Annotated in this window: 24 protein-coding genes; 16 read left to right on the top strand and 8 right to left on the bottom strand. The window is 65.6% G+C overall.

Annotation, left to right across the window (positions count from 1 at the left end; translation table 11 throughout):
- Positions 1–38: 38 nt before the first annotated feature.
- On the bottom strand, positions 39–683 hold the full coding sequence (gene rutR, locus DOM66_RS04130) for an HTH-type transcriptional regulator RutR (RefSeq protein ID WP_110689610.1): 645 nt from the start codon (positions 681–683) through the stop codon (positions 39–41).
- A 304-nt stretch (positions 684–987) separates the two neighbouring features.
- Here rutR and DOM66_RS04125 point away from each other — a divergent pair, with 304 nt between their 5' ends.
- The 11 genes from DOM66_RS04125 to DOM66_RS04075 all read left to right on the top strand — a co-directional run bounded on the left by DOM66_RS04125 (position 988) and on the right by DOM66_RS04075 (position 8,466).
- The gene (locus DOM66_RS04125; RefSeq protein WP_110677452.1) at positions 988–1,596 is read left to right on the top strand and encodes a riboflavin synthase subunit alpha; all 609 of its coding nucleotides are present in this window, start codon (positions 988–990) and stop codon (positions 1,594–1,596) included.
- 206 nt (positions 1,597–1,802) lie between these two features.
- Positions 1,803–2,351 carry an adenine phosphoribosyltransferase gene (locus DOM66_RS04120; RefSeq protein ID WP_110677454.1) on the top strand — a complete coding sequence of 183 codons (549 nt, stop codon included), beginning with the start codon at positions 1,803–1,805 and terminating at the stop codon, positions 2,349–2,351.
- Between the two features lie 55 nt (positions 2,352–2,406).
- A complete protein-coding gene (gene gpt / locus DOM66_RS04115; RefSeq protein WP_110677459.1) occupies positions 2,407–2,895 on the top strand; it encodes a xanthine phosphoribosyltransferase in 489 nt (162 codons plus the stop codon).
- Between the two features lie 59 nt (positions 2,896–2,954).
- Positions 2,955–3,647 carry a uracil-DNA glycosylase gene (gene ung, locus DOM66_RS04110; protein WP_110689321.1) on the top strand — a complete coding sequence of 231 codons (693 nt, stop codon included), beginning with the start codon at positions 2,955–2,957 and terminating at the stop codon, positions 3,645–3,647.
- Positions 3,648–3,775: 128 nt separating this feature from the next.
- Positions 3,776–4,405 (top strand): uracil phosphoribosyltransferase, encoded by a 630-nt coding sequence (gene upp, locus DOM66_RS04105; RefSeq protein WP_110677461.1) that lies wholly within the window; start codon positions 3,776–3,778, stop codon positions 4,403–4,405.
- Entirely contained in the window at positions 4,402–5,007 is a 606-nt protein-coding gene (gene mobA / locus DOM66_RS04100; RefSeq protein ID WP_110689320.1) for a molybdenum cofactor guanylyltransferase MobA, read from the top strand. Before upp ends, mobA begins: the two co-directional genes overlap by 4 nt.
- Positions 5,004–5,573: a molybdopterin-guanine dinucleotide biosynthesis protein B gene (gene mobB / locus DOM66_RS04095; protein WP_110677464.1), complete on the top strand. Its 570-nt coding sequence runs from the start codon at positions 5,004–5,006 to the stop codon at positions 5,571–5,573. Before mobA ends, mobB begins: the two co-directional genes overlap by 4 nt.
- A 171-nt stretch (positions 5,574–5,744) precedes the next feature.
- Positions 5,745–6,527, top strand: coding sequence for a cyclic pyranopterin monophosphate synthase MoaC (gene moaC / locus DOM66_RS04090; RefSeq protein WP_110677466.1), 783 nt, complete (start codon positions 5,745–5,747; stop codon positions 6,525–6,527).
- 40 nt (positions 6,528–6,567) lie between these two features.
- A complete protein-coding gene (gene moaE, locus DOM66_RS04085; protein ID WP_110689319.1) occupies positions 6,568–7,029 on the top strand; it encodes a molybdopterin synthase catalytic subunit MoaE in 462 nt (153 codons plus the stop codon).
- Positions 7,026–8,015, top strand: coding sequence for a GTP 3',8-cyclase MoaA (gene moaA, locus DOM66_RS04080; RefSeq protein ID WP_110677470.1), 990 nt, complete (start codon positions 7,026–7,028; stop codon positions 8,013–8,015). The genes moaE and moaA overlap by 4 nt, the downstream gene beginning before the upstream one ends.
- A 160-nt stretch (positions 8,016–8,175) precedes the next feature.
- Positions 8,176–8,466 (top strand): H-NS family histone-like protein, encoded by a 291-nt coding sequence (locus DOM66_RS04075; protein ID WP_110677473.1) that lies wholly within the window; start codon positions 8,176–8,178, stop codon positions 8,464–8,466.
- A 335-nt stretch (positions 8,467–8,801) separates the two neighbouring features.
- On the opposite strand, the gene DOM66_RS04070 is transcribed toward DOM66_RS04075, so the two are convergent.
- On the bottom strand, positions 8,802–10,403 hold the full coding sequence (locus DOM66_RS04070; protein WP_110689609.1) for a ribonuclease J: 1,602 nt from the start codon (positions 10,401–10,403) through the stop codon (positions 8,802–8,804).
- 313 nt (positions 10,404–10,716) lie between these two features.
- Here DOM66_RS04070 and purU point away from each other — a divergent pair, with 313 nt between their 5' ends.
- Positions 10,717–11,565 (top strand): formyltetrahydrofolate deformylase, encoded by an 849-nt coding sequence (gene purU, locus DOM66_RS04065; RefSeq protein WP_110689318.1) that lies wholly within the window; start codon positions 10,717–10,719, stop codon positions 11,563–11,565.
- A 37-nt stretch (positions 11,566–11,602) separates the two neighbouring features.
- Here purU and dinB read toward each other — a convergent pair whose 3' ends face one another.
- A complete protein-coding gene (gene dinB / locus DOM66_RS04060; protein WP_110689317.1) occupies positions 11,603–12,664 on the bottom strand; it encodes a DNA polymerase IV in 1,062 nt (353 codons plus the stop codon).
- A 12-nt stretch (positions 12,665–12,676) separates the two neighbouring features.
- Positions 12,677–13,324 (bottom strand): transcriptional repressor LexA, encoded by a 648-nt coding sequence (lexA, locus tag DOM66_RS04055; RefSeq protein ID WP_110677479.1) that lies wholly within the window; start codon positions 13,322–13,324, stop codon positions 12,677–12,679.
- A 282-nt stretch (positions 13,325–13,606) separates the two neighbouring features.
- Between lexA and DOM66_RS04050 the strand changes: the two genes are divergently transcribed.
- The 3 genes from DOM66_RS04050 (at position 13,607) to DOM66_RS04040 (ending at position 16,000) form a co-directional block, all read left to right on the top strand.
- Positions 13,607–14,263 (top strand): TetR/AcrR family transcriptional regulator, encoded by a 657-nt coding sequence (locus tag DOM66_RS04050; protein WP_110677481.1) that lies wholly within the window; start codon positions 13,607–13,609, stop codon positions 14,261–14,263.
- A gap of 79 nt (positions 14,264–14,342) precedes the next feature.
- Positions 14,343–15,359 (top strand): beta-N-acetylhexosaminidase, encoded by a 1,017-nt coding sequence (gene nagZ, locus DOM66_RS04045; RefSeq protein WP_110677483.1) that lies wholly within the window; start codon positions 14,343–14,345, stop codon positions 15,357–15,359.
- Positions 15,360–15,427: 68 nt separating this feature from the next.
- Positions 15,428–16,000 carry a hypoxanthine-guanine phosphoribosyltransferase gene (locus DOM66_RS04040; RefSeq protein ID WP_110677485.1) on the top strand — a complete coding sequence of 191 codons (573 nt, stop codon included), beginning with the start codon at positions 15,428–15,430 and terminating at the stop codon, positions 15,998–16,000.
- A 135-nt stretch (positions 16,001–16,135) separates the two neighbouring features.
- Here DOM66_RS04040 and DOM66_RS04035 read toward each other — a convergent pair whose 3' ends face one another.
- Positions 16,136–16,525: a tautomerase family protein gene (locus tag DOM66_RS04035; RefSeq protein ID WP_110677487.1), complete on the bottom strand. Its 390-nt coding sequence runs from the start codon at positions 16,523–16,525 to the stop codon at positions 16,136–16,138.
- A 315-nt stretch (positions 16,526–16,840) separates the two neighbouring features.
- Entirely contained in the window at positions 16,841–17,674 is an 834-nt protein-coding gene (gene ppsR, locus DOM66_RS04030; protein ID WP_110677489.1) for a posphoenolpyruvate synthetase regulatory kinase/phosphorylase PpsR, read from the bottom strand.
- A gap of 252 nt (positions 17,675–17,926) precedes the next feature.
- Between ppsR and ppsA the strand changes: the two genes are divergently transcribed.
- Positions 17,927–20,299, top strand: coding sequence for a phosphoenolpyruvate synthase (gene ppsA / locus DOM66_RS04025; RefSeq protein WP_110689316.1), 2,373 nt, complete (start codon positions 17,927–17,929; stop codon positions 20,297–20,299).
- A 120-nt stretch (positions 20,300–20,419) separates the two neighbouring features.
- On the opposite strand, the gene DOM66_RS04020 is transcribed toward ppsA, so the two are convergent.
- Together DOM66_RS04020 and DOM66_RS04015 are read right to left on the bottom strand one after the other, a co-directional pair.
- A complete protein-coding gene (locus DOM66_RS04020; RefSeq protein ID WP_110677493.1) occupies positions 20,420–22,234 on the bottom strand; it encodes a glycerophosphodiester phosphodiesterase in 1,815 nt (604 codons plus the stop codon).
- Positions 22,235–22,658: 424 nt separating this feature from the next.
- Positions 22,659–23,249 carry an outer membrane beta-barrel protein gene (locus tag DOM66_RS04015; RefSeq protein ID WP_110689608.1) on the bottom strand — a complete coding sequence of 197 codons (591 nt, stop codon included), beginning with the start codon at positions 23,247–23,249 and terminating at the stop codon, positions 22,659–22,661.
- Between the last annotated feature and the right edge of the window lie 10 nt (positions 23,250–23,259).

The raw sequence follows: 23,259 nt of genomic DNA, 5'->3' as shown, positions 1-23,259 counted from the left end.
GGCAGGGCGACAGCGGCTGGCTGCCCGACGATGACGGCTCACGCATCCCCTGCCCGCGGCAGCAATCCGCCGAGCACGATGCGCTGGACGTTGTCGACGCTGGCAGCGAAGAAGTCCGGATCGGAGAGATCCTGACCGGAGATGGCCTGGATCTGCACCGCGAAATCGGCGTAGTGCTGGGTGGTGCTCCACAGCAGATAGATGAGGTGGTAGGGATCGACCGGGGAGAGCTGGCCGCTGTCGATCCAGTGCTGCACCGCACGCGACTTGTCGGCCATCATGCGGCGCTGGTCGGCCAGCACCTTGCCCAGCAGCGGTGCGCCCTGGATCACCTCCAGGCAGTAGAGGCGCGAGGCCTGCGGCTGATCCCGCGCGAGCTCGAGCTTGAGCTCGATATAGCGGCGGATGGCGGTCTCGGGCGGTGTGGTGGCGCAGATCAGGTCCATCGGCACCAGCCAGCTCTGCAGAATGCGCTCGAACACCGCCAGATAGAGTGTCTCTTTGCTGGCGTAGTGGTAGAGCAGATTGGTCTTGGAGACGCCGGCGAGTTCGGCGATGGCGTCGAGGCTGGCGCCATGCAGGCCGAACTGCGAGAACAGCGACAGCGCCGCGTCGAGAATCGTCTGGCGTCGTGCTTCGCTGGCGCGGGCCCGCGCTGTGGCCGGGCGGGAGGAGCTGGTCATGGGCTGCAACGCTGACTCATGGCTATCGTTCGTTACAGAGGCGGCCCGTGGGGGCAGATGTCGTGGCGCCGTGACGAGCCGTATCACCGCTGCTGGCCACCTCTCGGGATGGGGCATGTCACGGGGCGGTCATAGTAGGCGGGCTCCGCGATGGGCGTCAATGTCGCGCGCTCGCTCGCGTGCTACCCTACGCGCGCTCTGGCCGCGTCCGGCAAACGGGGCGTCGGGCTGGGGTTTTCCACTCGATATACTCTCGACTGCTGGCTCGACCGCGGGCTTCAACTGTGAAAAGGAGATCGCTGCGATGTTCACCGGGATCGTCCAGGATATGGGCAGCGTGGTCGCCATCGAACCACGCGAGCAGTTGCACACGCACGTGGTGGCAATGTCACCGGCGATGCGCGAAGGGCTGGCGCTGGGCGCATCGGTGGCCCACAACGGCTGCTGTCTGTCGGTCACCGCGATCGATGGCGAACACGTCAGCTTCGATCTGATGCGTGAGACCCTGCGCTTGACCAATCTCGGCGCGCTCAAGGTCGGTGATCGGGTCAACCTGGAGCGCGCCGCGCGCTTCGGCGACGAGATCGGCGGCCATGCCATGTCCGGGCACATCATGGGCATGGCGCGGCTGACCGAGATCGACGAAGCGCCCAACAATCGGCGGCTGTGGTTCGCGCTGCCCGCGGGGCTCGAGCGCTTCGTGTTCGACAAGGGCTATATCGGTATCGACGGCATCAGTCTGACCATCGGCGAGGTGCGCGGCGAGCGATTCTGCGTCAATCTGATCCCGGAGACGCTGGCGCGGACCACCATCGGCGAACGCCTGCCCGGCGATCAGGTCAACATCGAGATCGACCCGCAGACCCAGGCGATTGTCGAGACGGTGGAGCGCGTGCTGGCCGCCCGGGGCTAGTGCCTGCGTCCAGCACGCCGGTGGTGGTGGCACATGGGTCGCGTCGACGCGGCGGCTTGGGTAACATAAGCGCCTTTGTGCCTCGTCTTCTGGCGTGTGCTGTGGCCAGTGCCAGAATGTCAGTACCAGAGGGGCGGTACCCGCGAGTCAGCGGCCCGGGGACCCGCACCAGGATGCGCCGATTCCGGCCAATGGAGTTTCTTTAGATGAGCAGTATCTACGGCGACTATATCAAGTCGGTCATCCGTACCGTGCCGGACTGGCCCCAGCCCGGTGTGAACTTCCGTGACATCACGCCGCTTCTGCAGAACAGCGCCGCCTTCCGCAAGCTGATCGACAGTTTCGTGCACCGCTATCAGGAGCTCGAGGTCGATGCCATTGCCGCGATCGATGCGCGTGGTTTCATCGTCGGGGCGCCGCTGGCCTACGAACTGGGCTGCAGCTTCGTGCCGGTGCGCAAGAAGGGCAAACTGCCGTTCAAGACGATCAGCGAGACCTACACGCTGGAGTACGGTGAGTCCACCGTCGAGCTGCATTCGGATGCCTTCCGCGAGCACGACCGTATCGTGATCATCGACGATCTGATCGCCACCGGCGGCACCATGCTGGCCGCGGCCTCGCTGATCGCCCGCAGCGGTGGGCATATCGTCGAGCTGGCTTCGATTCTCGATCTGCCGGAGCTGGGTGGGTCGGCCAAGATTCGCGAGGCGGGCTACAGCGTCTTCTCCGTGTGCAGTTTCAACGAAGACGAGTGATTCACGCCGCCGCCGATCACCGGCGGCGGTGCCATCATCGGGTGGGACAAAGAGCATGAGCGCCAATCGTTATCATCAGCTATTCACGATCTCCTGGGATCAACTCCACCGGGACGTGCGCACGCTCTGCCACCATCTGGTCGAGCGTGACTTCAAAGGGATCGTCGCGATCACCCGCGGTGGTCTCATCCCCGCCGCCCTGATCGCGCGTGAACTCAACGTGCGCCTGATCGATACGGTGTGCATCAAGAGCTATGACGAGCAGTCCCAGGGCGAGCTCGACGTGATGAAAGGGGTCGAGCACGACGGGGACGGCTGGCTGCTGGTGGACGATCTGGTCGACACCGGCAAGACCGCGCGGGCGGTGCGTGAGATGCTGCCCAAGGCCCACTTCGTCACGGTCTACGCCAAGCCGGAAGGGCGGCCGCTGGTCGATCAGTATCTCACCGAGGTGGCCCAGGACTGCTGGATCCAGTTCCCCTGGGATCTGGGCCACGCCTACGTCGAGCCGCTGGTCGATCAGGTGCGCCCGCCCAAGCCGTGAGCGCGGCGCCCGCGAACCACAGCACCGCCCCCACCATCCACCCCTAGGGAGACTCCGGCATGCCTGCGAAAACGCCGCTGCCCGACAGCTGGAATGCTCAGCTGGGGGCGGAGTTCGACGCCGACTACATGCATCAGCTGCGCGCCTTCCTGGCGGCCGAGAAGGCCGCGCACAAGGTGATCTATCCGCACTCCTCGCACTGGTTCCGGGCTTTCGAGCTGACCCCGCTGTCGCAGGTCAAGGTGGTGATCCTGGGCCAGGACCCTTATCACGGCCCCAACCAGGCCCACGGACTGTGCTTCTCGGTGCGCCCGGGGGTGCCCACGCCGCCTTCGCTGCAGAACATCTACAAGGAGCTGGCCCAGGACGTCGGTACCGAGGCAGTCTCTCATGGCTTCCTCGAGCACTGGGCGCGCCAGGGTGTGCTGCTGCTCAACAGCGTGCTCACAGTGGAGCAGGGCAACGCCGGTTCGCACCGCAACCGCGGTTGGGAGCGCTTCACCGACCGCGCCATCCAGGTGGTCAACGAGCAGTGCGAGGGCGTGGTCTTTCTGCTCTGGGGCAGCTACGCCCAGAAGAAGGCCAGCTTCGTCGATCGCCAGCGCCATCTGGTGCTGCACTCGGTCCACCCGTCGCCGCTCTCCGCCCATCGCGGTTTCTTCGGCCAGCGCCACTTCTCCCAGGCCAACGCCTTCCTCTCCGCCCGCGGGCGCGATCCCATCGACTGGCAGTTGCCGGCGACACCCGAGTGAGTGACGCTGCCACCCACGCGCGGCCCGGCGGCTGAGGCCCACGCCGGCGGGATGAGTTCGCGTCGCCGTGGGGCGCGCTTGTCGCGTACAATGGGCGTGTTTTTCAATGCTGACGAAGGCGCCTATTCATGAGTGTTCATCCCATCGCCCATCCGCTGGTTCAACATAAGCTCGGACTGATGCGGGCTGCCGATATCAGCACCAAGAGTTTTCGCGAGCTGGCCTGCGAAGTGGCCAAGCTGCTGACCTACGAAGCGACCCAGAACCTGGAGCTGGAGCCGGCGACCATCGAGGGCTGGAGCGGCGAGCCGATCGCGGTGGAGCAGATCAAGGGCAAGAAGGTCACCATTGTACCCATTCTGCGCGCCGGGCTGGGCATGCTCGACGGCGTCACCGACCTCATTCCCAGCGCGCGTATCAGCGTGGTCGGCCTCTATCGCAACGAGGAGACCCTGGAGCCGGTGCCCTATTTCGAGAAGTTCGTCAGTGCCCTCGACGAGCGCCTGGCGATCGTCATCGATCCCATGCTGGCCACCGGCGGCTCCATGGTGGCGACGCTGGACATGCTCAAGGCGCGCGGCTGTCAGCAGATCAAGGTGATCGTGCTGGTGGCGGCCCCGGAGGGCATCGAACGGGTGCAGCAGGCGCACCCCGAGGTCGAGATCTACACCGCGGCGGTCGACCAGAAGCTCGACGAGCACGGCTATATCGTGCCCGGGCTGGGTGACGCCGGCGACAAGATCTTCGGCACCCGGTGATCGCGGCTGCCGAGATCACCGGTGTGGTGCTGGCCGGTGGGCGCGGTCAGCGCATGGGCGGCGAGGACAAGGGCTGGGTGGAGCTGGCCCGGCGCCCGTTGATCGAGCATGTGCTGACGCGCCTGCGTCCCCAGGTCGGGGCGCTGGTGATCAGCGCCAATCGCCATCTGCCGCGCTATCGTGGCTATGGCGTACCGGTGGTCGCGGATAGCGAGCCCGATTTTCCCGGCCCGCTGGCCGGCGCGCTGGCTGCCATGCGTGTTGCCTCCACGCCCTGGCTGCTGCTGGCTCCGGTGGATACGCCCTGGCTGCCGCGCGATCTCTGCCGGCGGCTGGCACAGGCGGCGGGGCAGGCCGATATCGTCGTGGTGCATGACGGCGAGCGGCCGCAACCGTTGACGGCGCTGATGCGTACCTCGCTCGAAGAAGATCTGGCGGGTTGGCTGGAGAGCGGCGCCGGGCGGGTACTCGACTTCTACCAGCGTCACCGCTGGTGCCAGGTCGACTTCGCCGACAGCCACGTAAGCTTTGCCAATCTCAACACGCCGCAGGAGCGCGAGCGCGCCGAACGCGCCCCCTGGGGGGATGAGGGTGAGAAATGAGTGAATCGCTGGCCGCATGCGCCGGTGGGATTCCGCTGCTCGGTTTAGTGGCGTGGAGCGGTACCGGCAAGACCACGCTGCTCGAGGCGCTGCTGCCTCGGCTGGCCGAGCACGGCTGGCCGGCGGCCGTGATCAAGCACGCCCACCACGCCTTCGATATCGACCAGCCGGGCAAGGATAGTCATCGCCTGCGCCAGGCTGGCGCCGCGCCCATGCTGGTGGCCTCCGGCAGGCGCTTTGCGCTGATGATGGAGACCCCGGGACGCGACGAGCCGGACCTGCCTGCGCTGGTGAGGCAGGTGTCCGCACTGCGTCCGGCGCTGATTCTGGTCGAAGGGTTCAAGCAGTGGCCGCTGCCCAAGCTCGAGCTCTATCGTGGCGAGCGTGACGAGCCGCTGCTGGCCATCGACGATCCCTGGGTCGAGGCGGTGGCGCTCAAGCCGGCCAGCGCCATCGCCGCGGCGCGTGAGCGCGTGGCACCGGGGGTGACGCTGCTCGACCTCGACGACCCCACGGCCATCCTGGCCTGGATTCTGGCCTGGGCCGAGCGCCGCACCGCGGTGTGAGATGCATCGCCGGGCCTGCCTGTGCCTGGCCCGCGGCGCGCGTGTCCGGGTCGAGTCGCTCGCGTCTGGACCGCGGCCCGCTTCGGGGTAACTGGCGAGCGGGCGTAGCGCCGGAAAATTAACTATGCTGAGGGTTTGGCGTAAGACTTTGAAAGCGAGGCGAATCCTGTCATGACCTTGACGCATCTCAACGCGCGCGGCGAGGCCCACATGGTCGACGTGGCCGACAAGCCGGAGAGCCGGCGGGAGGCGCGGGCGCGGGGACGCATCCGCATGCAGCCGGCCACGCTGGCGCTGCTGGCCGAGGGCGGCCTGCCCAAGGGCGACGTGCTGGCCACGGCACGTATCGCTGGCATCCAGGCGGCCAAGCGTACCCACGAGCTGATTCCGCTGTGCCATGCTCTGGCGCTATCGAAGGTGACGCTCGACTTCGAGCTCGACAGCGCGCAGAACTGCGTCTGGGTCGAAGCGTTCTGCCGCCTCAATGGCCGCACCGGAGTGGAGATGGAGGCGCTCACTGCGGTATCGGTGGCATGTCTGACGCTCTACGACATGTGCAAGGCGGTGGATAAAGCGATGATCATCGACGGCGTGCAGCTCGAGGAGAAGCGTGGCGGACGCTCGGGAGATTTCTCACGCCAGGCGACAGCGGACACGGCGCCGGCGGTCCTTGACGAAGGGGCATCCCTCGGCGAGACGCCGATCGTGGCGGTGCGCTTTCTCGCCGAGCTGCGCGAGCGCCTGGGGGAAGCCGGGACCGAACTCGATCCGGCGCAGCTGGCGGTGGCCGATATCGCCGGGGTCAAGCGTGCGCTGATGACGGCCGATCCGCGCTACGCCCTGCTCGGGGAAGGCCGGGTACTGGCGGCCTGCAACCAGGTCATGGCCTCGGATACGACGCCGGTGGCGCCAGGGGATGAGGTTGCCTTCTTTCCACCCGTGACCGGCGGCTAGCGACATGCGCCATGATGGAAAGCAGCCCGGGGAGCAAGATATGCAGATCGACATTCGCGTGCAGCAGGCGGCATTCGATGCCGCCGCCATGCAGCAGCGCCTGACCGCCGGGCGCCGCGATATCGGCGCGCTGGTGAGCTTCACCGGCCTGGTCCGCGATGTCAACGAGCGTCCCGACGTCCAGGCGCTGACCCTCGAGCACTTCCCCGGCATGACCGAGCAGGCGCTCGAGGCCATCGCTCGTGATGCCGGGGCGCGCTGGCCGCTCACCGGGGTCGGCGTGATCCATCGGGTCGGTCGGCTGGCACCGGGAGATCCCATCGTGCTGGTGATGGTGACCAGTGCGCATCGGCGGGCGGCCTTCGAGGCCTGTGATTTCATCATGGATCGGCTGAAGACGCGGGCCCCGTTCTGGAAGAAAGAGCATACGGCCAGTGGGGACTACTGGGTTTCTGAACGACAGAGCGACCATGACGATGCCGGTCGTTGGGAGCGAGCATGACAGCACTGATCGACGACTTCTCGCGCCGGGTGCGCTACGTGCGCATCTCGGTCACCGATCGCTGCGATTTCCGCTGCGTCTACTGCATGAGCGAGGAGATGACCTTTCTGCCACGGGCTCAGGTGCTCACCCTCGAGGAGCTCGAGCAGGTGGCGCGGGCCTTCACCGAACTGGGCGTGGAGAAGATTCGCCTGACCGGCGGCGAGCCCTTGGTGCGCCAGGGTATCGACGGTCTGGTCGAACGCATCGGCGGGCTGCCTGGCCTGCGCGAACTGGCCATGACCACCAACGGTGCCAGTCTGGGCAAGCACGCGGTCGCGCTCAAGCGCGGCGGCTTGTCGCGACTCAATATCAGTCTCGATTCTCTCGATCCGGGGCGCTTCCGTCGGCTTACCCGTACCGGTGATCTGGCCAAGGTGATCGACGGTATTCACGCCGCCCAGGATGCGGGCTTCGAGCGTATCAAGCTCAATGCGGTGATTCTCAAGGGGCGTAACGACGACGAAGTTCTCGATCTGGTCGACTTCGCCAGGACGGAAGGGTTGGACATCAGCTTTATCGAAGAAATGCCGCTGGGGGATGTCTCCGATCACTCTCGCGGCGAGACCTTTTATTCCAGCGACGATGTTCAGGCGCGGATCGAAACCCGGCATGCGCTGCTCCCCTCCGCCGAGTCTTCGCTGGGGCCTTCGCGCTATTTTCGGATGCATGACAGCGATAGCCGAATCGGTTTCATCTCCCCCCACAGCCATAACTTCTGCAGCACCTGTAACCGTGTTCGGGTCACCGTGGAAGGGCGCCTGCTGCTCTGTCTGGGTAACGAGCACTCGGTCGATTTGCGTCACACGCTGCGCCGCTATCCCGGTGAACTCGAGCCGTTGAAAGCGCAGATCGTGGCGGCCATGGCGCTCAAGCCGGAGCGCCATCACTTCACTACCGATGGGGATGTACAGGTCGTCAGGTTCATGAATATGACGGGAGGCTAATCGACTTCGCTACCCGGCAAAGGCTTCAGCGATTATTAAAAGGTCTGCACTTTGTGCCGGCCTTTTTTTGATTTAAATCCTTGCCAAACTATGCCTCGGGAATATACTTTCTGGAAATGATTCGGCGCAAAGCCGGCAATGCGCATGGTAAGGAGGGACGATGTCCACGGAATCTTTGGAACGTATCGCGCGCAATAAAAACGTGGCGCGCGCTGCTGCTCGTCAGCTGAGCATGGAGCAACTGCACAAGTTGTCCGAAGTGATCAATGAGGTGATCGAGCAGAAACAGCATGAAGATCACCAGCGTCAGCAAGAAGAGGCCGACAAGCAGCGCAAGCTCGCCGAGATTCGTGAAGCGATGAACGATGCCGGGCTGTCGATGGACGACCTGGTGGGCGAACAGCCGCGCAAGCGCCGGGGACGTCCGCCCAAGAATGCCAGCAAAGTCTGAGTGCTGGGATGGGTAGATGGGAGTTGATGTTGGCGGGTGCGGGATAGCGTCTGATAGCTGTTGGTGGTGGTGAGTCGCAAATTCTTTGGGATTGATGTCGTCAGGGTGCGGTAAGCGGTAAGCGGTGCCGCGATTCCTGAAACACACTGCGGCGTCGAGCCCGGCGGAACCTCGCCAGCCGACATCACGACGTTGAACGGTTATGTGCGGGAGTCATCGGCTTTTGAGCCGTCACTGCCGTCGATTCGAAACGCGCCGAGCTTTGCTCGGCGCGTTTTTTCATGGCTGCGTTTCGCCTCGGCGCGACGGTGGGGGCGCGCAAACGGGGTCAGCGCTCAGCCGGAGGCCGAGCGCACTTCATGTTCTGGCTGCGGGTCGGCGGGCATCAGCTGTAGATGCAGCTCCGGCAACTTGGCCAGGTGTGCCTGCAGCCACTCGTTGAGCGGCGCGAACAGCTGCTGACGCAACTGCAGTAGGGACTCCGCCGGGGTGGCGTCGATGCGCTGGTCGAGCCAGTCTGCCAAGGCCTCCTCGTCCAGATCGAGCGCGCTCTCGCTATCCCACAGCAGTCTGCCGATACGCGTCCAGCCGGTTTCGGTCGGCAGCAGCGTGAGTGCGATCGACAGCGAGCTGGCGGCGCGGCGAGGGGTGGTGGCTGCGCCGGGGCGGCCGGCGCGGGTGCGTGGCGAAAGCAGCGTCGGCTGCAGATGGAAATGGCGGCGCGGGCTGAGTGTGCCGTTCTCCAGCGCCAGCAGGTCGCCGTTCACGACCCGCTCGGGCACTGCGATGCCGAGCGTTTCGGCAAGCTCGCGGTGGGCTTCCTGATGGGTCAGCTCACCGTGCACCGGCAGCAGCAGTCGTGGCTTGAGCCAGCCGTAGAGCTGGCGCAGCTCGGCCCGTGCGGGATGCCCGGAGGCGTGCAGTGCCGGGTCGGAGTGCTCGTCGTGGATGTGAACGTCGAGGCGTTTGAAGCCGTTCTTGAGGCGTTCGATAGGGCGCTCGTTGCCGGGGATGGCGCGCGCCGAGAAGATGACGTGATCGCCCGCTTCCAGGTCCAGCAACGGGTGGCGCCCCTGGGCGAGTCGCGACAGCGCCGAGCGCGGCTCCCCCTGGCTGCCGGTGGCGATGATCAGGATTTCTTCGGGCGGCAGATAGCCGAGATCGTAGGCTGGTACCGGGGGCGGAAAGTCCTCGAGATAGCCGAGCTGCTGGGCGATGGCGACCATGCGCTCCATCGAGCGTCCCAGCAGTGCCACGCGACGCCCACAGCGCGCGGCGATCTGCCCCAGCGACTGGATGCGCGCGAGATTGCTGGCAAAGCAACTGACCGCGACCCGTCCTCGGCACTCGCGGATCACCGCCTCGAGGGCGGCGCCGGCTTCCGACTCGCTGCGCGAGTGGCCCTCGACGTCGGCATTGGTCGAGTCGGCCACCACCAGGTCCACCGGCGCCAGGCGCTCGAAGGGGCGCGAGTCGATCGGCGGACCGATCAGCGGGGCCGGATCGAGCTTCCAGTCGCCGGTGTGCAGCACGCGTGCCCCCGGCGTCTCGATCGCCAGCGCGCAGCTCTCGGGAATGGAGTGGGTGACCGCCACGAAGCTGACCGTGAAGGGCGTCTGTTCGATGCTGCTGGCGGGCGTCACCGGGCACAGCGCATCGGTGCGCAGACCGCGTTCCAGGAACTTGGCGCGCAGCATCTCGATCGCCAGCGGCGTGGCATAGACCGGACAGCCCCAGTGGGGCCAGATCCAGGCCAGGGCGCCGATATGGTCTTCATGGCCATGGGTGATGAAGACCGCCTCGGGGATCATGCCCTCCGCGGCCAGATGGGCCACGTCGGGAATCTGCAGCGGTGAGTCGGGTAGATCCTGGCGGATCATCATGCCGCAGTCGACCGCGATCCAGTGATCGTCGTAGCCATAGAGCGAAAGGTTCATGCCGATTTCACCGCAACCGCCCAACGGATGAAACAGCAGAGGCGGATAGGTACGGGGGCGAATGTGCACGCGCGGACGAAACATCGGCTTCCTTAACGGGAAAAGTCTCGACTCACTATAAGGCATCGTTCTCGACCCGCTCAAACCGGGATCTGAGCCCGGCGAGGCGAGCGCCGCAGCCACGGCGAATCGGGTACAATGCCGCAGCCCCGATCGCGGCGGGCATTGTCCCGCCGCTGCCGAGGCAGGTTGCGTCGTCGCGCCCGCAGTTGCGCGGCGACTTTTCGTTTCTTCGACCCTGTCAGCGTGAGTTATGCCGCACAATTATCGTTTGATCGTCTCCTGCCCCGATCGGGTCGGGATCGTGTCCCGGGTCTCGGGCTTCATCGCCGCCCAGGGTGGTTCCATCATCGAGGCCAACCAGCATTCCGATCTGGATAACGGGCGCTTTTTCATGCGCTACGACATTCAGTCGGAGGCGCTCGGCGCCGCGGCCTTCCGTGCCGAGTTCGAGAGCATCGCCCGCGAGTTCGCGATGGATTGGCGACTCAGCGATGCCCGCCGGCGTCAGCGGGTGGTGCTGATGGTATCGCGCGAGTCGCACTGCCTGGTCGACCTGCTCTACCGCTGGTCGGCGGGGGAGCTCGATTGCGATATCCCCTGCGTGATCTCCAACCACGACGATCTGCGCGCGCTCGTCGAGTGGCACGGCATCACCTTCCATCGGGTGAGCGTCGACCCCGCCGACAAGGCGCCGGCATTCGCCGAGGTCGAACGGCTGATCGCTGCGGCTGACGCCGACAGTGTGGTGCTGGCGCGCTACATGCAGATCCTTCCGCCGGCGCTGTGCGAGCGCTATGCCGGTCGCATCATCAATATCCACCACAGCTTTTTGCCCTCCTTCGCCGGTGCCAAGCCCTATCACCAGGCGTTCGAGCGTGGGGTCAAGCTGATCGGTGCGACCTGCCACTACGTCACTCAGGAGCTGGACGCGGGGCCGATCATCGAGCAGGACATCCAGCGGGTGTCGCACTGCCATACGCCCCAGGACCTGGTCCGGCTGGGGCGCGACGTGGAGAAGGCGGTGCTCGCACGTGGCCTGCGCTGGCATCTGCAGGACCGCGTGCTGATCCACGGCAACAAGACCGTCGTCTTCTCCTGAGTTCTGCCCCGGTGTGGTCGGCCTCTCGCCTGCGGCGTCAGGTCGGCTGCTCGCCGTCGAACAGGCTGAGCTGGCGATGCTCGGCCTCCGGGGCCAGGCGCACGCCGACCCCGAGCAGACGCACCGGGCGGCCGCCGCGCTGCCAGGCGCTCTCCAGCAGTTCGTGGAAGCGTGCATGGATCACGCCCCGGGCGCCGGTCTCCTGGGTGGTGCTGGTGAAGTCGTGGAAGCGCACCTTGACGAACTGCTTGCCGATATCGGGGTTGCCGTGGCGGGCCAGGCGCTCGTCGAGCCGGGCGATCAGCGGTGCCAGTGCCTGGTGGCACTGGGCGAGATCCGGCAGATCGCTGTCGTAGGTGGTCTCGACGCTGACCGACTTGCGTTCGCGGGTGACGTTGACCGGACGGTCATCGATGCCGTGGGCCAGCTCGTGCAGGCGCTGGCCGAACTTGCCGAAGGCATCGATCAGCTGCTCCAGCGGCCGTGCGCGCAGCTCGGCGCAGGTAGCGATACCCAGCCCCTCCAGCTTGGCCGCGGTGGCGGGGCCGACCCCGTGCAGCTTGTTGACCGCCAGCCCCTCGATGAAGCTCGCCATCTGCGTGGGTGGAATCACGAACAGGCCATCCGGCTTGTCCCAGTCACTGGCGATCTTGGCCAGAAACTTGTTGGGCGCCACGCCCACCGAGACCACGATGCCCGTACGCGCGAGCACCTCCTGCTTGAGCCAGTGCGCCATCCAGGTCGCGCTGCCCTGGAAGCGGGTGACCTCACTGACGTCGAGATAGGCTTCGTCGAGGGAGAGCGGTTCCACCAGCGGGGTCAGCTCGTGGAAGACCGCCTGGATGTCATGCGAGACGCGGCGGTAGCGGTCGAAGTCCGGCGCCAGCAGCTTGAGCTCGGGGCATAGCCGCAGGGCGCGCGCGGTGGGCATCGCCGAGTGGATGCCATAGCGCCGGGCCGGGTAGTTGCAGGTGGCGATGACTCCGCGCTTGTCGGCACTGCCGCCGATCGCCAGCGGCAGGTCGCGCAGCCCGGGGTTGTCGCGCATTTCCACCGCGGCGTAGAAGCAGTCGCAGTCCGCGTGGAGGATCTTGCGCATGGCCGTTGGCGTCTACTGCAGGCCCAGGCCATTGCCGCCGCGGATGATCCCGACGCCGAGGCCCTCGATATCCAGCTGCTGATGCTCCAGGTCGACCTCGATGGGGGCGAAGTCGGGGTTCTCCGCCAGCAGGGTGACGCGGCGCCCGTGCCGCTGGAAGCGCTTGACCGTGACTTCGTCGTCGAGTCGGGCGACCACGATCTGACCGTCGCGCACCTCCTGGGTACGGTGCACGGCGAGCAGGTCACCATCGAGAATGCCGATGTCCTTCATCGACAGCCCGCGTACGCGCAGCAGGTAGTCGGCCCTGGGGGCGAAGTAGTCGGCCGGCAGCGGGCAGTAGCGGTCGATGTGCTCGGCGGCGAGGATCGGGCTGCCGGCGGCGACGTTACCCACGATCGGCAGCCCCGTCTCGACGGCTTCGACGGGCTCGGGTGCGCCGGCCGCAGCGGGCAGGCGGATCCCGCGGGAGGTCCCCGGAATCATGCGGATCACGCCCTTGCGATCGAGCGCGCGCAGGTGCTCCTCGGCGGCGTTGGGGGAGCGGAATCCCAGCGCCTTGGCGATCTCGGCGCGGGTGGGTGGATAGCCGAACTCGGTCATCGTCTTGACGATGAAATCGTAGACGTTCTGCTGCCGGGCGGTGAGCGGTCTCGACATTGGGCGTCTCCCCGGGGCCTGTCAGGGCTTGGTCATGTATACAGTCTGGAATTGTATCCAGTCCTGCTGGGCAGGGAAAGGGGTAGACAAAGGGAAAAGGGTGGGCAAGGAAAAGAGAGCGGCAGGGTGCCTTCGACGTTTGCCGCGATTGTGCCGCCGCGCCGGGAGTGGTTAGATTCAAAAGCGTTTTAAACAGGCGTTTTTCAGCTGATTCGACAGGCGTCGGCCGGCAGCTTCGGTGTCAGCGAGCAGCCCCCGATGTCGACAGGAAAGAGGTAGTCCATGGCCCAATCCGACACCGTGACCCGCATTCTCGACACCGCCGAGGTGCTGTTCGCCGAGAAGGGGTTCGCCGAAACGTCGCTGCGCAACATCACTACCCGGGCCAAGGTCAATCTGGCGGCGGTCAACTACCATTTCGGCTCCAAGAAGGCACTGATCCAGGCGGTCTTCGCGCGTTACCTCGACCCCTTCGCCGAGCGTCTCAATCACGCGCTCGACGGGCTCGAACGCCACTATGGCGGGCAGACCATTCCCCTCGAGGTGCTGCTCGAACGCCTCGCCGAAAGCGTGCTCGAGGTGCCGGCGGAGCGCCACAGTCTCAAGATCTTCATGAAGCTTCTTGGGCTGGCCTATACCCAGGCCCAGGGGCATCTGCGGCGCTATATTCAGGCGCACTACGGCGAAACCTTCCACCGCTTCGTCGCCTGCTTGCGGCTGGCCACGCCGGAGCTGCCGGAGGCGGAGCGCTTCTGGCGCCTCCACTTCATGCTTGGAACCGTGGTGTTCACGCTCTCTGGGTTGGATGCGCTGCGCGATATCGCCGACAACGAGTACCACGAGCATGTCACCGTGCGCGATCTGATCCGGCGGCTCAAGCCGGTGGTGGCGGCGGGCATGCTGGCACCGCTGGAGTCGCCTGAGCCAGCAGCGACCTGACACGGTAGCGGCAGCGCCCTCTGTCATGACGCCGACGGGTCGTCTAGAATCGGGCGCTTCACGGTTTCAGGTAACGGCTATGACACAACCGCTGGGTCCGGTAATGCTGGACGTCGAGGGCACTCGACTGCGCGAGGAAGAGCGGCGGCTGCTGTCGCGCCCCGAGGTCGGGGGCGTCATTCTGTTTGCGCGCAATACCCCGGATGCGGGGACCACCCAGGCGCTGATCGGCGAGATTCGCGCCTGCCGACCGGACATTCTGGTCGCCGTCGACCAGGAGGGCGGTCGCGTGCAGCGGCTCAAGCAGGGCGTGACCCGGCTGCCGCCGATGGCGACCCTGGGGCGACAGTTCGCCGAGGCGCCGGAGGCGGCTCTGGCCCTGGCGCTGGATACCGGCTGGCTGCTGGGCATGGAGATGGCAGCGTGCGGTTTCGACCTGACCTTCGCCCCGGTGCTCGACCTCGACGATGACCAGTCGCCGGCGATCGGCTCGCGCAGTTTCTCCCCCGACCCGGAGGTGGTCGCGGCGCTGGCCGGCGCCTTCATCGATGGTCTGCATGACGCTGGCATGGTCGCCATCGGCAAGCACTTTCCCGGGCATGGCGGGGCGCGTCAGGATTCGCACCACGCCGTGGCCCGGGATTCGCGCTCGCTGGAGGCGCTGCGCGCGCACGATCTGGTGCCTTTTGCGCGGCTGGCAGGCAAGCTCGATGCGGTGATGCCGGCCCATGTGATCTTTCCCGCCTTCGACGAGCGCCCCGCGGGCTTCTCGCCCAGCTGGCTGGGGTTGCTGCGCGAAGAGCTCGGGTTCAAGGGGGCGATCTTCTCCGATGACCTGACCATGGCCGCCGCCCACGCTGCCGGTACCCCGGCGGCACGCGCTGAGGCGGCCTGGGCCGCCGGCTGTGACATGGCGGTGATCTGCAACGATCCCGCGGCAGCGCGGGAAGTGGTGGATGCCTGCAGCGGACGCCAGGCGCCGCGGATCGCCAAGCTGCGTTACGCCCGCGCCAGGCCGAGCCTCGAGTCGCTGGCGGTGATCTCGCGCTGGCGGCGCACCCATGCCCGTCTGGAAGCCCTCAACGAGGCGGAGTGATCCGCCCTCTGTCCAGAGGCGGCGCCGGCGCTGCCGGTGGCCGCCCGCTGCTATTGATACGGAATACGATGACCCAATCTACGCTCCCCGACGCGCTCAATTCGATGCAGGAGGTCATGGACAACGCCGACTGTCTGATCGACCAGGCCCAGGTAGAGCAGGCTCTCGACCAGATGGCTGCAGCGATCACCCATGATCTTGGTGACAAGCTCCCGGTGTTCTACTGCGTGATGAATGGCGGCCTGATCACCACCGGGCATCTGCTGCCCCGTCTCGGCTTCCCGCTCGAGGTCGACTATCTCCATGCTACCCGCTATCGCGGCGGGATCCGCGGTGGAGAGCTGTTCTGGCGGGTGTCGCCGGAGATTCCCATGGCTGGGCGCCATGTGGTGATCGTCGACGACATTCTCGACGAGGGCGCTACCCTGGCGGCGATTCTCGACTACTGTCGTCAGGCAGGTGCGGCGAGTCTCTCCACCGCAGTGCTGGTCGACAAGCAGCATGATCGCAAGGCCTCGCCGGACCTCAAGGCGACCTATTGTGGCCTGGAAGTGGTCGATCGCTACGTGTTCGGCTTCGGCATGGATTACAAGGGGTACTGGCGCAACGCCCCCGGTATCTTCGCGCCCAAGGACCTGTAAACGACACAGAGGCAGCGTGGTGCGTAGCGCTGCCTCTGTTTGCCTGGTCACTTCTCTTCGGCGCCCCTGCCAGGCGCGTCGCGCTGGTAAAGCCTGGGGCGAAGAGCGTATCGAGGGATATGATGAGGGGGAGACTTAGAGTTTGCCGGTCAGGAATTGCGCTTCACCCATGCCAAAGCTCCAGTCAGCATCTCCATTCTCGGTAATGGAGACCATGAGGTCCTGGGGTGAAATACCGCACTGGGATTCCAGGCGTTCGGCAAGCAGGGCGTAGAGCCGCTCTTTCTGGGGCTGTGTCCTGGCTTTGCTGACGATGCTGATCATCACCAGGTTGTCACTTCGACTGAACCCGAGGCCAGTGTCCTCGACGACCAGTTCATTGGGCTCGTGCTGGTGCACGATCTGATAGCGGTCGGTTGCCGGCACCTCGAAGGCTTCCAGCATTGCCTCATGGGCGGTATCCAGCAAGGCCTTGAGCGCTTTTTCGTCGCGTCCTTTGATCACATCAAAACGTAATAGCGGCACGGTGAGTTCCTCTTACAGTCGCCTGATGGCTTTCCCACATACCGGTCGGTATGGGTGGGGTTAATAAGAAGGAGTGGCTGTTTGCGTGCTAATGAGATGGGGCTCGTCGAGGATTTTTAAAGGCCGGTGGCGGTCAATGATATCGGCAACGGCCAACGCGCCCATGTCGATCGGTCAGGCACCGCTGCTCGAAGCGAACTCATGCGCTGCGGCCCGCTGCCGCCTCTGTCCATGGCGGCCCGCTACCGCCGCTTCTGCCCATCGCGGCCCACTGCTGCCACTTTTGTCTAGCGTAGACCGCTGTCGCCGTACTCTCTAGCGCGGGCTGAAGCGTCGCTGCAGACCCGTCTCGTTCATCATGCGCGTGGAGATCTCTTCGATCGAGAAGCGTGTGGTATCGATGAACGGGATGTTCTGGCGCCGGTAGAGCGCTTCGGCCTGCTCGATCTCCTGCATGCACTGATCCATTGAACAGTAGCGGCTGTTGGGGCGGCGTTCGGTACGGATCGCGGCCAGACGTCTGACATCGATGGTCAACCCGAACAGCTTGTGGCGATGCTTGGCCAGCGATGCCGGCAGGGCGAGGATGCCGTTCTCGTCGAGATCGTCCTCGGTCAGCGGGTAGTTGGCAGCGCGGATGCCGAACTGCAGCGCCAGATAGAGCGAGGTGGGCGTCTTGCCGCAGCGTGACACGCCGACCAGGATGATGTCCGCCTCCTCGTACTGATGGGTGCGCGCTCCGTCATCGTTGTCGAGGGCGAAATTCACCGCGTCGATGCGGTGCATGTAGACATCGTCACGCCCCATGGCGTGGGCGCGGCCGACGGTGTAGGTGGAGTGGGTCGCCAGCTCCTCCTCCAGCGGCGCGAGGAAGGTCGAGAAGATGTCGACCATGAACGCTGGCGCCTCGGCGACGATCGCACGGACCGATTGGTCGACGATCGTGTCGATGACGATCGGGCGCGCGCCGTCGCGCTCGGCGGTGGCCTCGATCATGCCGACCAGCGAGCGCGCCTTGTCCAGGGTGTCGATATAGGGCTTGGTGACCAGGTGGAAGTCGGTGTTCTCGAACTGCGAGAGCAGGCTGCGTCCCAGGGTCTCGGCGGTGATCCCGGTGCCATCCGAGATGAAGAAGGCGGTGCGTGTCATGGTGGGCGGTCCTCGGCGTCGATGGCCCATTGTCGACCCGGATTTCCTGTCCGGGCAACCACTTGTGTCGGTTCCAGGGCGAATTCGTCGGCTGACTACAAGAACCGGGGAAAAGGCCGGATTCTTGTAGAAATACTCCAAACCCTACGCCCTTAAACTGCTGGCTAAGCGCGGGAACGGCTGTTAGCTTCTGGCTCCATCGAGGCGCAGAGGACGTGCCGCAACGTCAGCCGAAACGAGCAGGAGAGGATCTTGGAACCCTTCATCATCACTTTCGATCAGTTGGGTATGGGCGATGTCGAGCGGGTGGGCGGCAAGAACGCCTCCCTCGGCGAGATGATTTCGAATCTGGCCGACGCCGGTGTCACCGTGCCGGGCGGCTTTGCCACCACCGCACACGCCTACCGCGAATTCCTCAAGCACGAAGGGCTCAACGACCGCATCAATGCCGAGCTCGCCACGCTGGACGTCGACGACACCGAGACGCTGGCCAAGGTCGGCGAGAAGATTCGCGGCTGGATGATCGACACGCCGCTGCCGCCGGCCTTCGAGGCAGCGCTGGCGGATGCCTACCAGACCCTGCAGGCGCGCTACCCGCAGCTCAAGGTGGCGGTGCGCTCCTCGGCGACCGCGGAGGATCTGCCCGATGCCTCCTTCGCCGGTCAGCAGGAGACCTTCCTCAACATCGACGGCTTCGACAACGTCAAGCGCGCGGTGCACGAGGTGTTCGCCTCTCTGTTCAACGACCGTGCCATCTCCTATCGCGTGCACCGCGGTTACGCCCACGAGAACGTGGCGCTCTCCGCCGGGGTACAGAAGATGGTGCGCTCCGAGACGGCAGCCAGCGGCGTGATGTTCACGCTGGACACCGAGTCCGGCTACCGCGATGCGGTCTTCGTGACCGGCGCCTGGGGGCTGGGCGAGACCGTGGTGCAGGGGGCGGTCAACCCCGACGAATTCTACGTGCACAAACCGACCCTGGCGGCCGGTCGGCCGGCGGTGCTGCGGCGTACCCTGGGCTCCAAGCGGATCAAGATGGTCTACACCGATGACGCCGCCGCCGGCCGCTCGGTCAAGACGGTCGATGTCGCCCATGCCGACCGTCAGCGCTTCTGTCTCTCCGACGACGATGTGATGGCGCTGGCGCGCCAGGCCGTGACCATCGAGCAGCACTACGGCCGTCCGATGGACATCGAGTGGGCCCGGGACGGCGACGACGGCAGGCTCTATATCGTCCAGGCGCGGCCCGAGACCGTGGTCTCCAACCAGGATGCCGGCACCCTCGAGCGCTTCACTCTCAAGGAGAAGGGGCGCGTGCTGGTCGACGGCCGCGCCATCGGCCAGCGCATCGGCCAGGGCAAGGTCCGGCTGGTGGCGTCACCCGAAGAGATGCACAAGGTACAGAACGGCGACGTACTGGTGACCGACATGACCGATCCCGACTGGGAACCGATCATGAAGCGCGCCTCGGCGATCGTCACCAACCGTGGCGGACGCACCTGCCACGCGGCGATCATTGCCCGCGAGCTGGGAATCCCCGCAGTGGTGGGTTGCGGTGATGCCACCGCGCTGCTCGAAGATGGGCTCGAGGTCACCGTCTCCTGCGCCGAGGGCGACACGGGCCACGTCTACAACGGCAAGCTCGAGTTCGAGTGCCGTGCCACCAGCGTCGACAGCATGCCCGATATCCCGTTCAAGATCATGATGAACGTGGGCAACCCCGATCGCGCCTTCGCGTTCGCCGGGCTGCCCAATGCGGGCGTGGGTCTGGCGCGGCTGGAGTTCATCATCAACCGCATGATCGGCGTGCACCCGCGTGCGTTGATGGATTACGACAAGCTCTCCAGCGATCTCAAGCAGACCATCGACCTGCGCACCGCCGGCTATGCCGATCCGGTCAGCTTCTACGTCGATCGTCTGGTCGAGGGCATCTCGACGCTGGCAGCGTCGTTCTATCCCAAGCGGGTGATCGTGCGGCTGTCGGACTTCAAGTCCAACGAGTACGAAAACCTGATCGGCGGCAAGCTCTACGAGCCGGGCGAAGAGAACCCGATGCTCGGCTTCCGCGGCGCCTCGCGCTATCTCTCCGACGACTTCCGCCCCTGTTTCGAGCTGGAGTGCCAGGCGCTCAAGCGAGTACGTGACGAGATGGGCCTGGACAACGTCGAGATCATGGTACCGTTCGTGCGCACCCCGGCCGAAGCCAAGGGGGTGGTCGAGCTGCTCGAGGCCAACGGTCTCAAGCGCGGCGAGAATCATCTTAAAGTGATCATGATGTGCGAGCTGCCGGCCAATGCGCTGCTGGCGGACGAGTTCCTCGAGTACTTCGACGGCTTCTCGATCGGTTCCAACGACCTGACCCAGCTCACCCTGGGGCTCGACCGCGACTCCGGCATCATTGCGCATCTCTTCGACGAGCGTGACCCGGCGGTGAAGAAGCTGCTGTCGATGGCGATCCAGGCGTGCAAGGCCCAGGGCAAGTACGTCGGCATCTGCGGCCAGGGCCCCTCGGATCATCCCGAACTGGCCAAGTGGCTGATGGAGCAGGGCATCGACTCGGTCTCGCTCAACCCGGACGCGGTGCTCGAGACCTGGTTCATGCTGGCCGGCGAAACCCTCGGCTGATTGTCGGCCAAACCTCGCTGCGCGAGGTGGCGTCATCCAGGCCGGTGCGAGAGATCGCACCGGCTTTTTGCGTTCATGCGCGCATGGCGTTCACGAGCGTGTTTTTACGCATCTTCTTTTTCAAGATCTTAGCCAATTGCGCAGCTTGACCAGCAGCAGTTCGCCATCGGACATGTCGCGGCGCTCGGCGAGCAGAGCGCTGAGCGCTTCGGGGCGGTCGGTGATGATGTTGTCGACCCCCATGTCTATATAGCGTGACATGGCGCCGGGGTTATTCACCGTCCACACTGCCACGCCGCGGCCGCTGCCGTGCAGCGTCCGCAGCAGGCTGGGGTTGGCCTGGGTATGGCGCAGGCCGATGATGTCGGCGGGGGTCTCCGCCAGGGCCCCGGGCAGAAGGAACTGCAGGAACAGCGTGGTGCGGATGTCCGGCGCCAGCTGCTTGACCCGCGCTACCACCGACGGCGAGAGCGACGCGATCACCACGTGATCGGCCATGTCGCTGGCGCGGAGCTGGGCGATCACCTGGCGGGCCAGGGCGTCGGCGCTGCGCGGCGCCGGCTTGAGCTCGACATAGAGATCGATACGCCCGCGGGCGCGCGCCAGCAGCGCGGCAAAGGTGGGGATGCGCTCGCCGATGAAGGCATCGCCGAACCAGGCACCGACGTCGACCTGGGCAATCTCGTCGAGGGTCATCTCGCTCAAGCGGCGATCGATACCGGTGAGTCGGCGCAGGTTGTCGTCGTGGGCGACGATCACCTGGTCATCGCCGCTCAGGCGCACGTCCAGCTCCATGTAGTCGGCACCGGCGTCGATGGCCCCCTCCAGCGCTGCCAGGGTGTTCTCCGGGGCCTGATGCGAGGCGCCGCGATGGGCGGTGATACTGACCGTGTCGTTGATCTCGAAACCCTGGAGAATCCATCCCGCCTGAAGCAGCGCGAACGCCAGGACCAGAATCTCCGCGCCCCAGGCGATCACCCCCGAGCGGCGCGGTGCGGGTTCGCTGTCGAGTACCGGCGTGCGCCCGCTGGCGCGCTGGAACAGGGTGGTGACCAGCAGGCTGTTGGCGCTGACGCCGAGGAAGGTGAGGGCGATGGTGGCCACGATATAGAGCGCCAGGTAGGCGAGCATGGCGGGGATCAGTACGCTCGCACGCTCGGGCAGGTGTCCCAGCAGCGGTCCGCCGAGGGCGTTGAACAGCAGGCTGAAGGCGATCGGGATCACTGCCACCGATAGCGCCATGGCGAGCACCAGCAGCGCCATGCGCCAGCGCCGCTGGCGGGTCAAGTGACGGCTGCGGGTGAGCGCCGCCATCGGCCCCAGCTCCTCCAGCACCAGTGCCGGCAGGGCGAGGAACCAGCGCAGATAGAGCGTACCGGCGAGCAGTGCCCAGACCAGCAGCAGCGGCAGCGCCAGAGCGAGGAACTGCCACAGCGCCACGGGCAGCACGCGAAGCAGTACATAGGGCTCGGTGTCCCCCAGCAGCCAGGCATAGAGATGGGCCACGCCGAGGGCGAACGGGGTCGCCAGCAGCAGATGCGCACCGACCTGGAGAAAGGCCAGCGCGGCCAGCGCCGGGAAGCGCCGTAGCACATGCCAGAGGGCGCCCATGGCGACTCGATAGCGCCCGCCGTGGCGGCTGGAGACCACGCGCATCATTCCCGCCTGCTGCAGGAAGATCAGCAGAAAGCTCAGGCCCAGGGCCGCCAGCAGCCATAACAGGCCCCAGGCGGAGAGCGCGATATCGACGATCTGGCCGTTGCTGAGCACCGGCTGACCGATACGCTTCAGCAGTCCGGCCAGGGTGCCTGCGGAGAGCGGCACCCAGAGCGCAGTGGCCAGCAGGGTGAAAAAGAGATGAAAGGCGATGAGCGCGCGCCAGTGTACGGCGATCTGGCGCGTGATGTCCTTGATCAGCGGGCGAGGGGCAAGCATGTCGCGGTCGTCGACGTCCTGGTCAGTGTGGGGTCATCTTCCTTGTGACCCTGTCAGTCTTGTCTTCAAAGTGTCATCGGCGCAAGGGAATCACTGCATAAATGCCTGCACGGACTCGGCGTCCCCAGCGTATGGCTGCGTTACGCGGTACTGGGACGCCAGCCCGGTCGAAAGCTCGCCTAACCCCATGTTATGTCTCGCTTGACGCGTTGCCTTCGGCAACTTGCCCTGACGGGCCGCCCTGCGGGCGTTCTCTACGCGTTGCTGCGAGTCTGCGCTCCGGGCGCCTTGCCCTTCATCTCGTTCGGCGATTTATTCAGCGTTCCCAAGTCGCACAGGTGATTCCCCTGTCCGAAAGGGATTGTCATCCGCTGAAAACGCCAAGGCCGCCCGCAGGCGGCCTCGGTAGCGCAATGGCTCTGGGTCAGAACTGCCAGCCCACCGAAGCGGTGTAGGCGTCGACCTTGTAGTCGCTGTCGAAGTCGTAGCGCTCGTACTCGGTACGCAGCAGCAGATGCTGGTAGTGGTACTGGATACCGGCGCCGTAGACCGGATCGATGCCGTCGTTGTCGTCGAGGTTCGAGCCTGTGCCTAGATCGCCCCGGGCATCGACGTTCCACTTCGCCATACCGGCCTTGGCGAACACCTCGAAGCCGGCGGGCAGCGGATATTTGCCGATCAGGTTCAGGCCGTAGGCGCGGGTCTTGAGGTCGACCACGTTGCCGCCGCGGATGATGTTGGGTTTGCCCAGGTCGGCGTAGAACGCCTCGGTGGCAAAGTACGGGTTGTACTCGTAGCCCACGAACGCCTTGTAGACGCTGTCGTCGTCGTCCACATGGTAGCCGCCGCCGCTGGCACCGGTGAAGTGGCCGACATCGCTGTCGCTACTGGTCACCTTGCCGTAGCCACCGCCGATACCGACATACAGGCCGTCGGCGTTGGCGGCCTGGGCGGCAGGCGCCAGCAGCAGCGGCGACAGCGCCAGCGGGAGTGCCAGCCAAGTATTGATCTTCATGTTTTCCATC

This window comes from Salinicola endophyticus (assembly GCF_003206575.1).
GTDB lineage: Bacteria > Pseudomonadota > Gammaproteobacteria > Pseudomonadales > Halomonadaceae > Salinicola > Salinicola endophyticus.
This window is presented reverse-complemented; position numbering and strand designations above follow the sequence as displayed.

Bases quoted from the DNA above. Each gene is read 5' to 3' on its own strand.
- rutR (WP_110689610.1), bottom strand. From the start codon at position 683: ATGACCAGCTCCTCCCGCCCGGCCACAGCGCGGGCCCGCGCCAGCGAA.
- DOM66_RS04125 (WP_110677452.1), top strand. From the start codon at position 988: ATGTTCACCGGGATCGTCCAGGATATGGGCAGCGTGGTCGCCATCGAA.
- DOM66_RS04120 (WP_110677454.1), top strand. From the start codon at position 1,803: ATGAGCAGTATCTACGGCGACTATATCAAGTCGGTCATCCGTACCGTG.
- gpt (WP_110677459.1), top strand. From the start codon at position 2,407: ATGAGCGCCAATCGTTATCATCAGCTATTCACGATCTCCTGGGATCAA.
- ung (WP_110689321.1), top strand. From the start codon at position 2,955: ATGCCTGCGAAAACGCCGCTGCCCGACAGCTGGAATGCTCAGCTGGGG.
- upp (WP_110677461.1), top strand. From the start codon at position 3,776: ATGAGTGTTCATCCCATCGCCCATCCGCTGGTTCAACATAAGCTCGGA.
- mobB (WP_110677464.1), top strand. From the start codon at position 5,004: ATGAGTGAATCGCTGGCCGCATGCGCCGGTGGGATTCCGCTGCTCGGT.
- moaC (WP_110677466.1), top strand. From the start codon at position 5,745: ATGACCTTGACGCATCTCAACGCGCGCGGCGAGGCCCACATGGTCGAC.
- moaE (WP_110689319.1), top strand. From the start codon at position 6,568: ATGCAGATCGACATTCGCGTGCAGCAGGCGGCATTCGATGCCGCCGCC.
- moaA (WP_110677470.1), top strand. From the start codon at position 7,026: ATGACAGCACTGATCGACGACTTCTCGCGCCGGGTGCGCTACGTGCGC.
- DOM66_RS04075 (WP_110677473.1), top strand. From the start codon at position 8,176: ATGTCCACGGAATCTTTGGAACGTATCGCGCGCAATAAAAACGTGGCG.
- DOM66_RS04070 (WP_110689609.1), bottom strand. From the start codon at position 10,403: ATGAACCTTTCGCTCTATGGCTACGACGATCACTGGATCGCGGTCGAC.
- purU (WP_110689318.1), top strand. From the start codon at position 10,717: ATGCCGCACAATTATCGTTTGATCGTCTCCTGCCCCGATCGGGTCGGG.
- dinB (WP_110689317.1), bottom strand. From the start codon at position 12,664: ATGCGCAAGATCCTCCACGCGGACTGCGACTGCTTCTACGCCGCGGTG.
- lexA (WP_110677479.1), bottom strand. From the start codon at position 13,324: ATGTCGAGACCGCTCACCGCCCGGCAGCAGAACGTCTACGATTTCATC.
- DOM66_RS04050 (WP_110677481.1), top strand. From the start codon at position 13,607: ATGGCCCAATCCGACACCGTGACCCGCATTCTCGACACCGCCGAGGTG.
- nagZ (WP_110677483.1), top strand. From the start codon at position 14,343: ATGACACAACCGCTGGGTCCGGTAATGCTGGACGTCGAGGGCACTCGA.
- DOM66_RS04040 (WP_110677485.1), top strand. From the start codon at position 15,428: ATGACCCAATCTACGCTCCCCGACGCGCTCAATTCGATGCAGGAGGTC.
- ppsR (WP_110677489.1), bottom strand. From the start codon at position 17,674: ATGACACGCACCGCCTTCTTCATCTCGGATGGCACCGGGATCACCGCC.
- DOM66_RS04020 (WP_110677493.1), bottom strand. From the start codon at position 22,234: ATGCTTGCCCCTCGCCCGCTGATCAAGGACATCACGCGCCAGATCGCC.
- DOM66_RS04015 (WP_110689608.1), bottom strand. From the start codon at position 23,249: ATGAAGATCAATACTTGGCTGGCACTCCCGCTGGCGCTGTCGCCGCTG.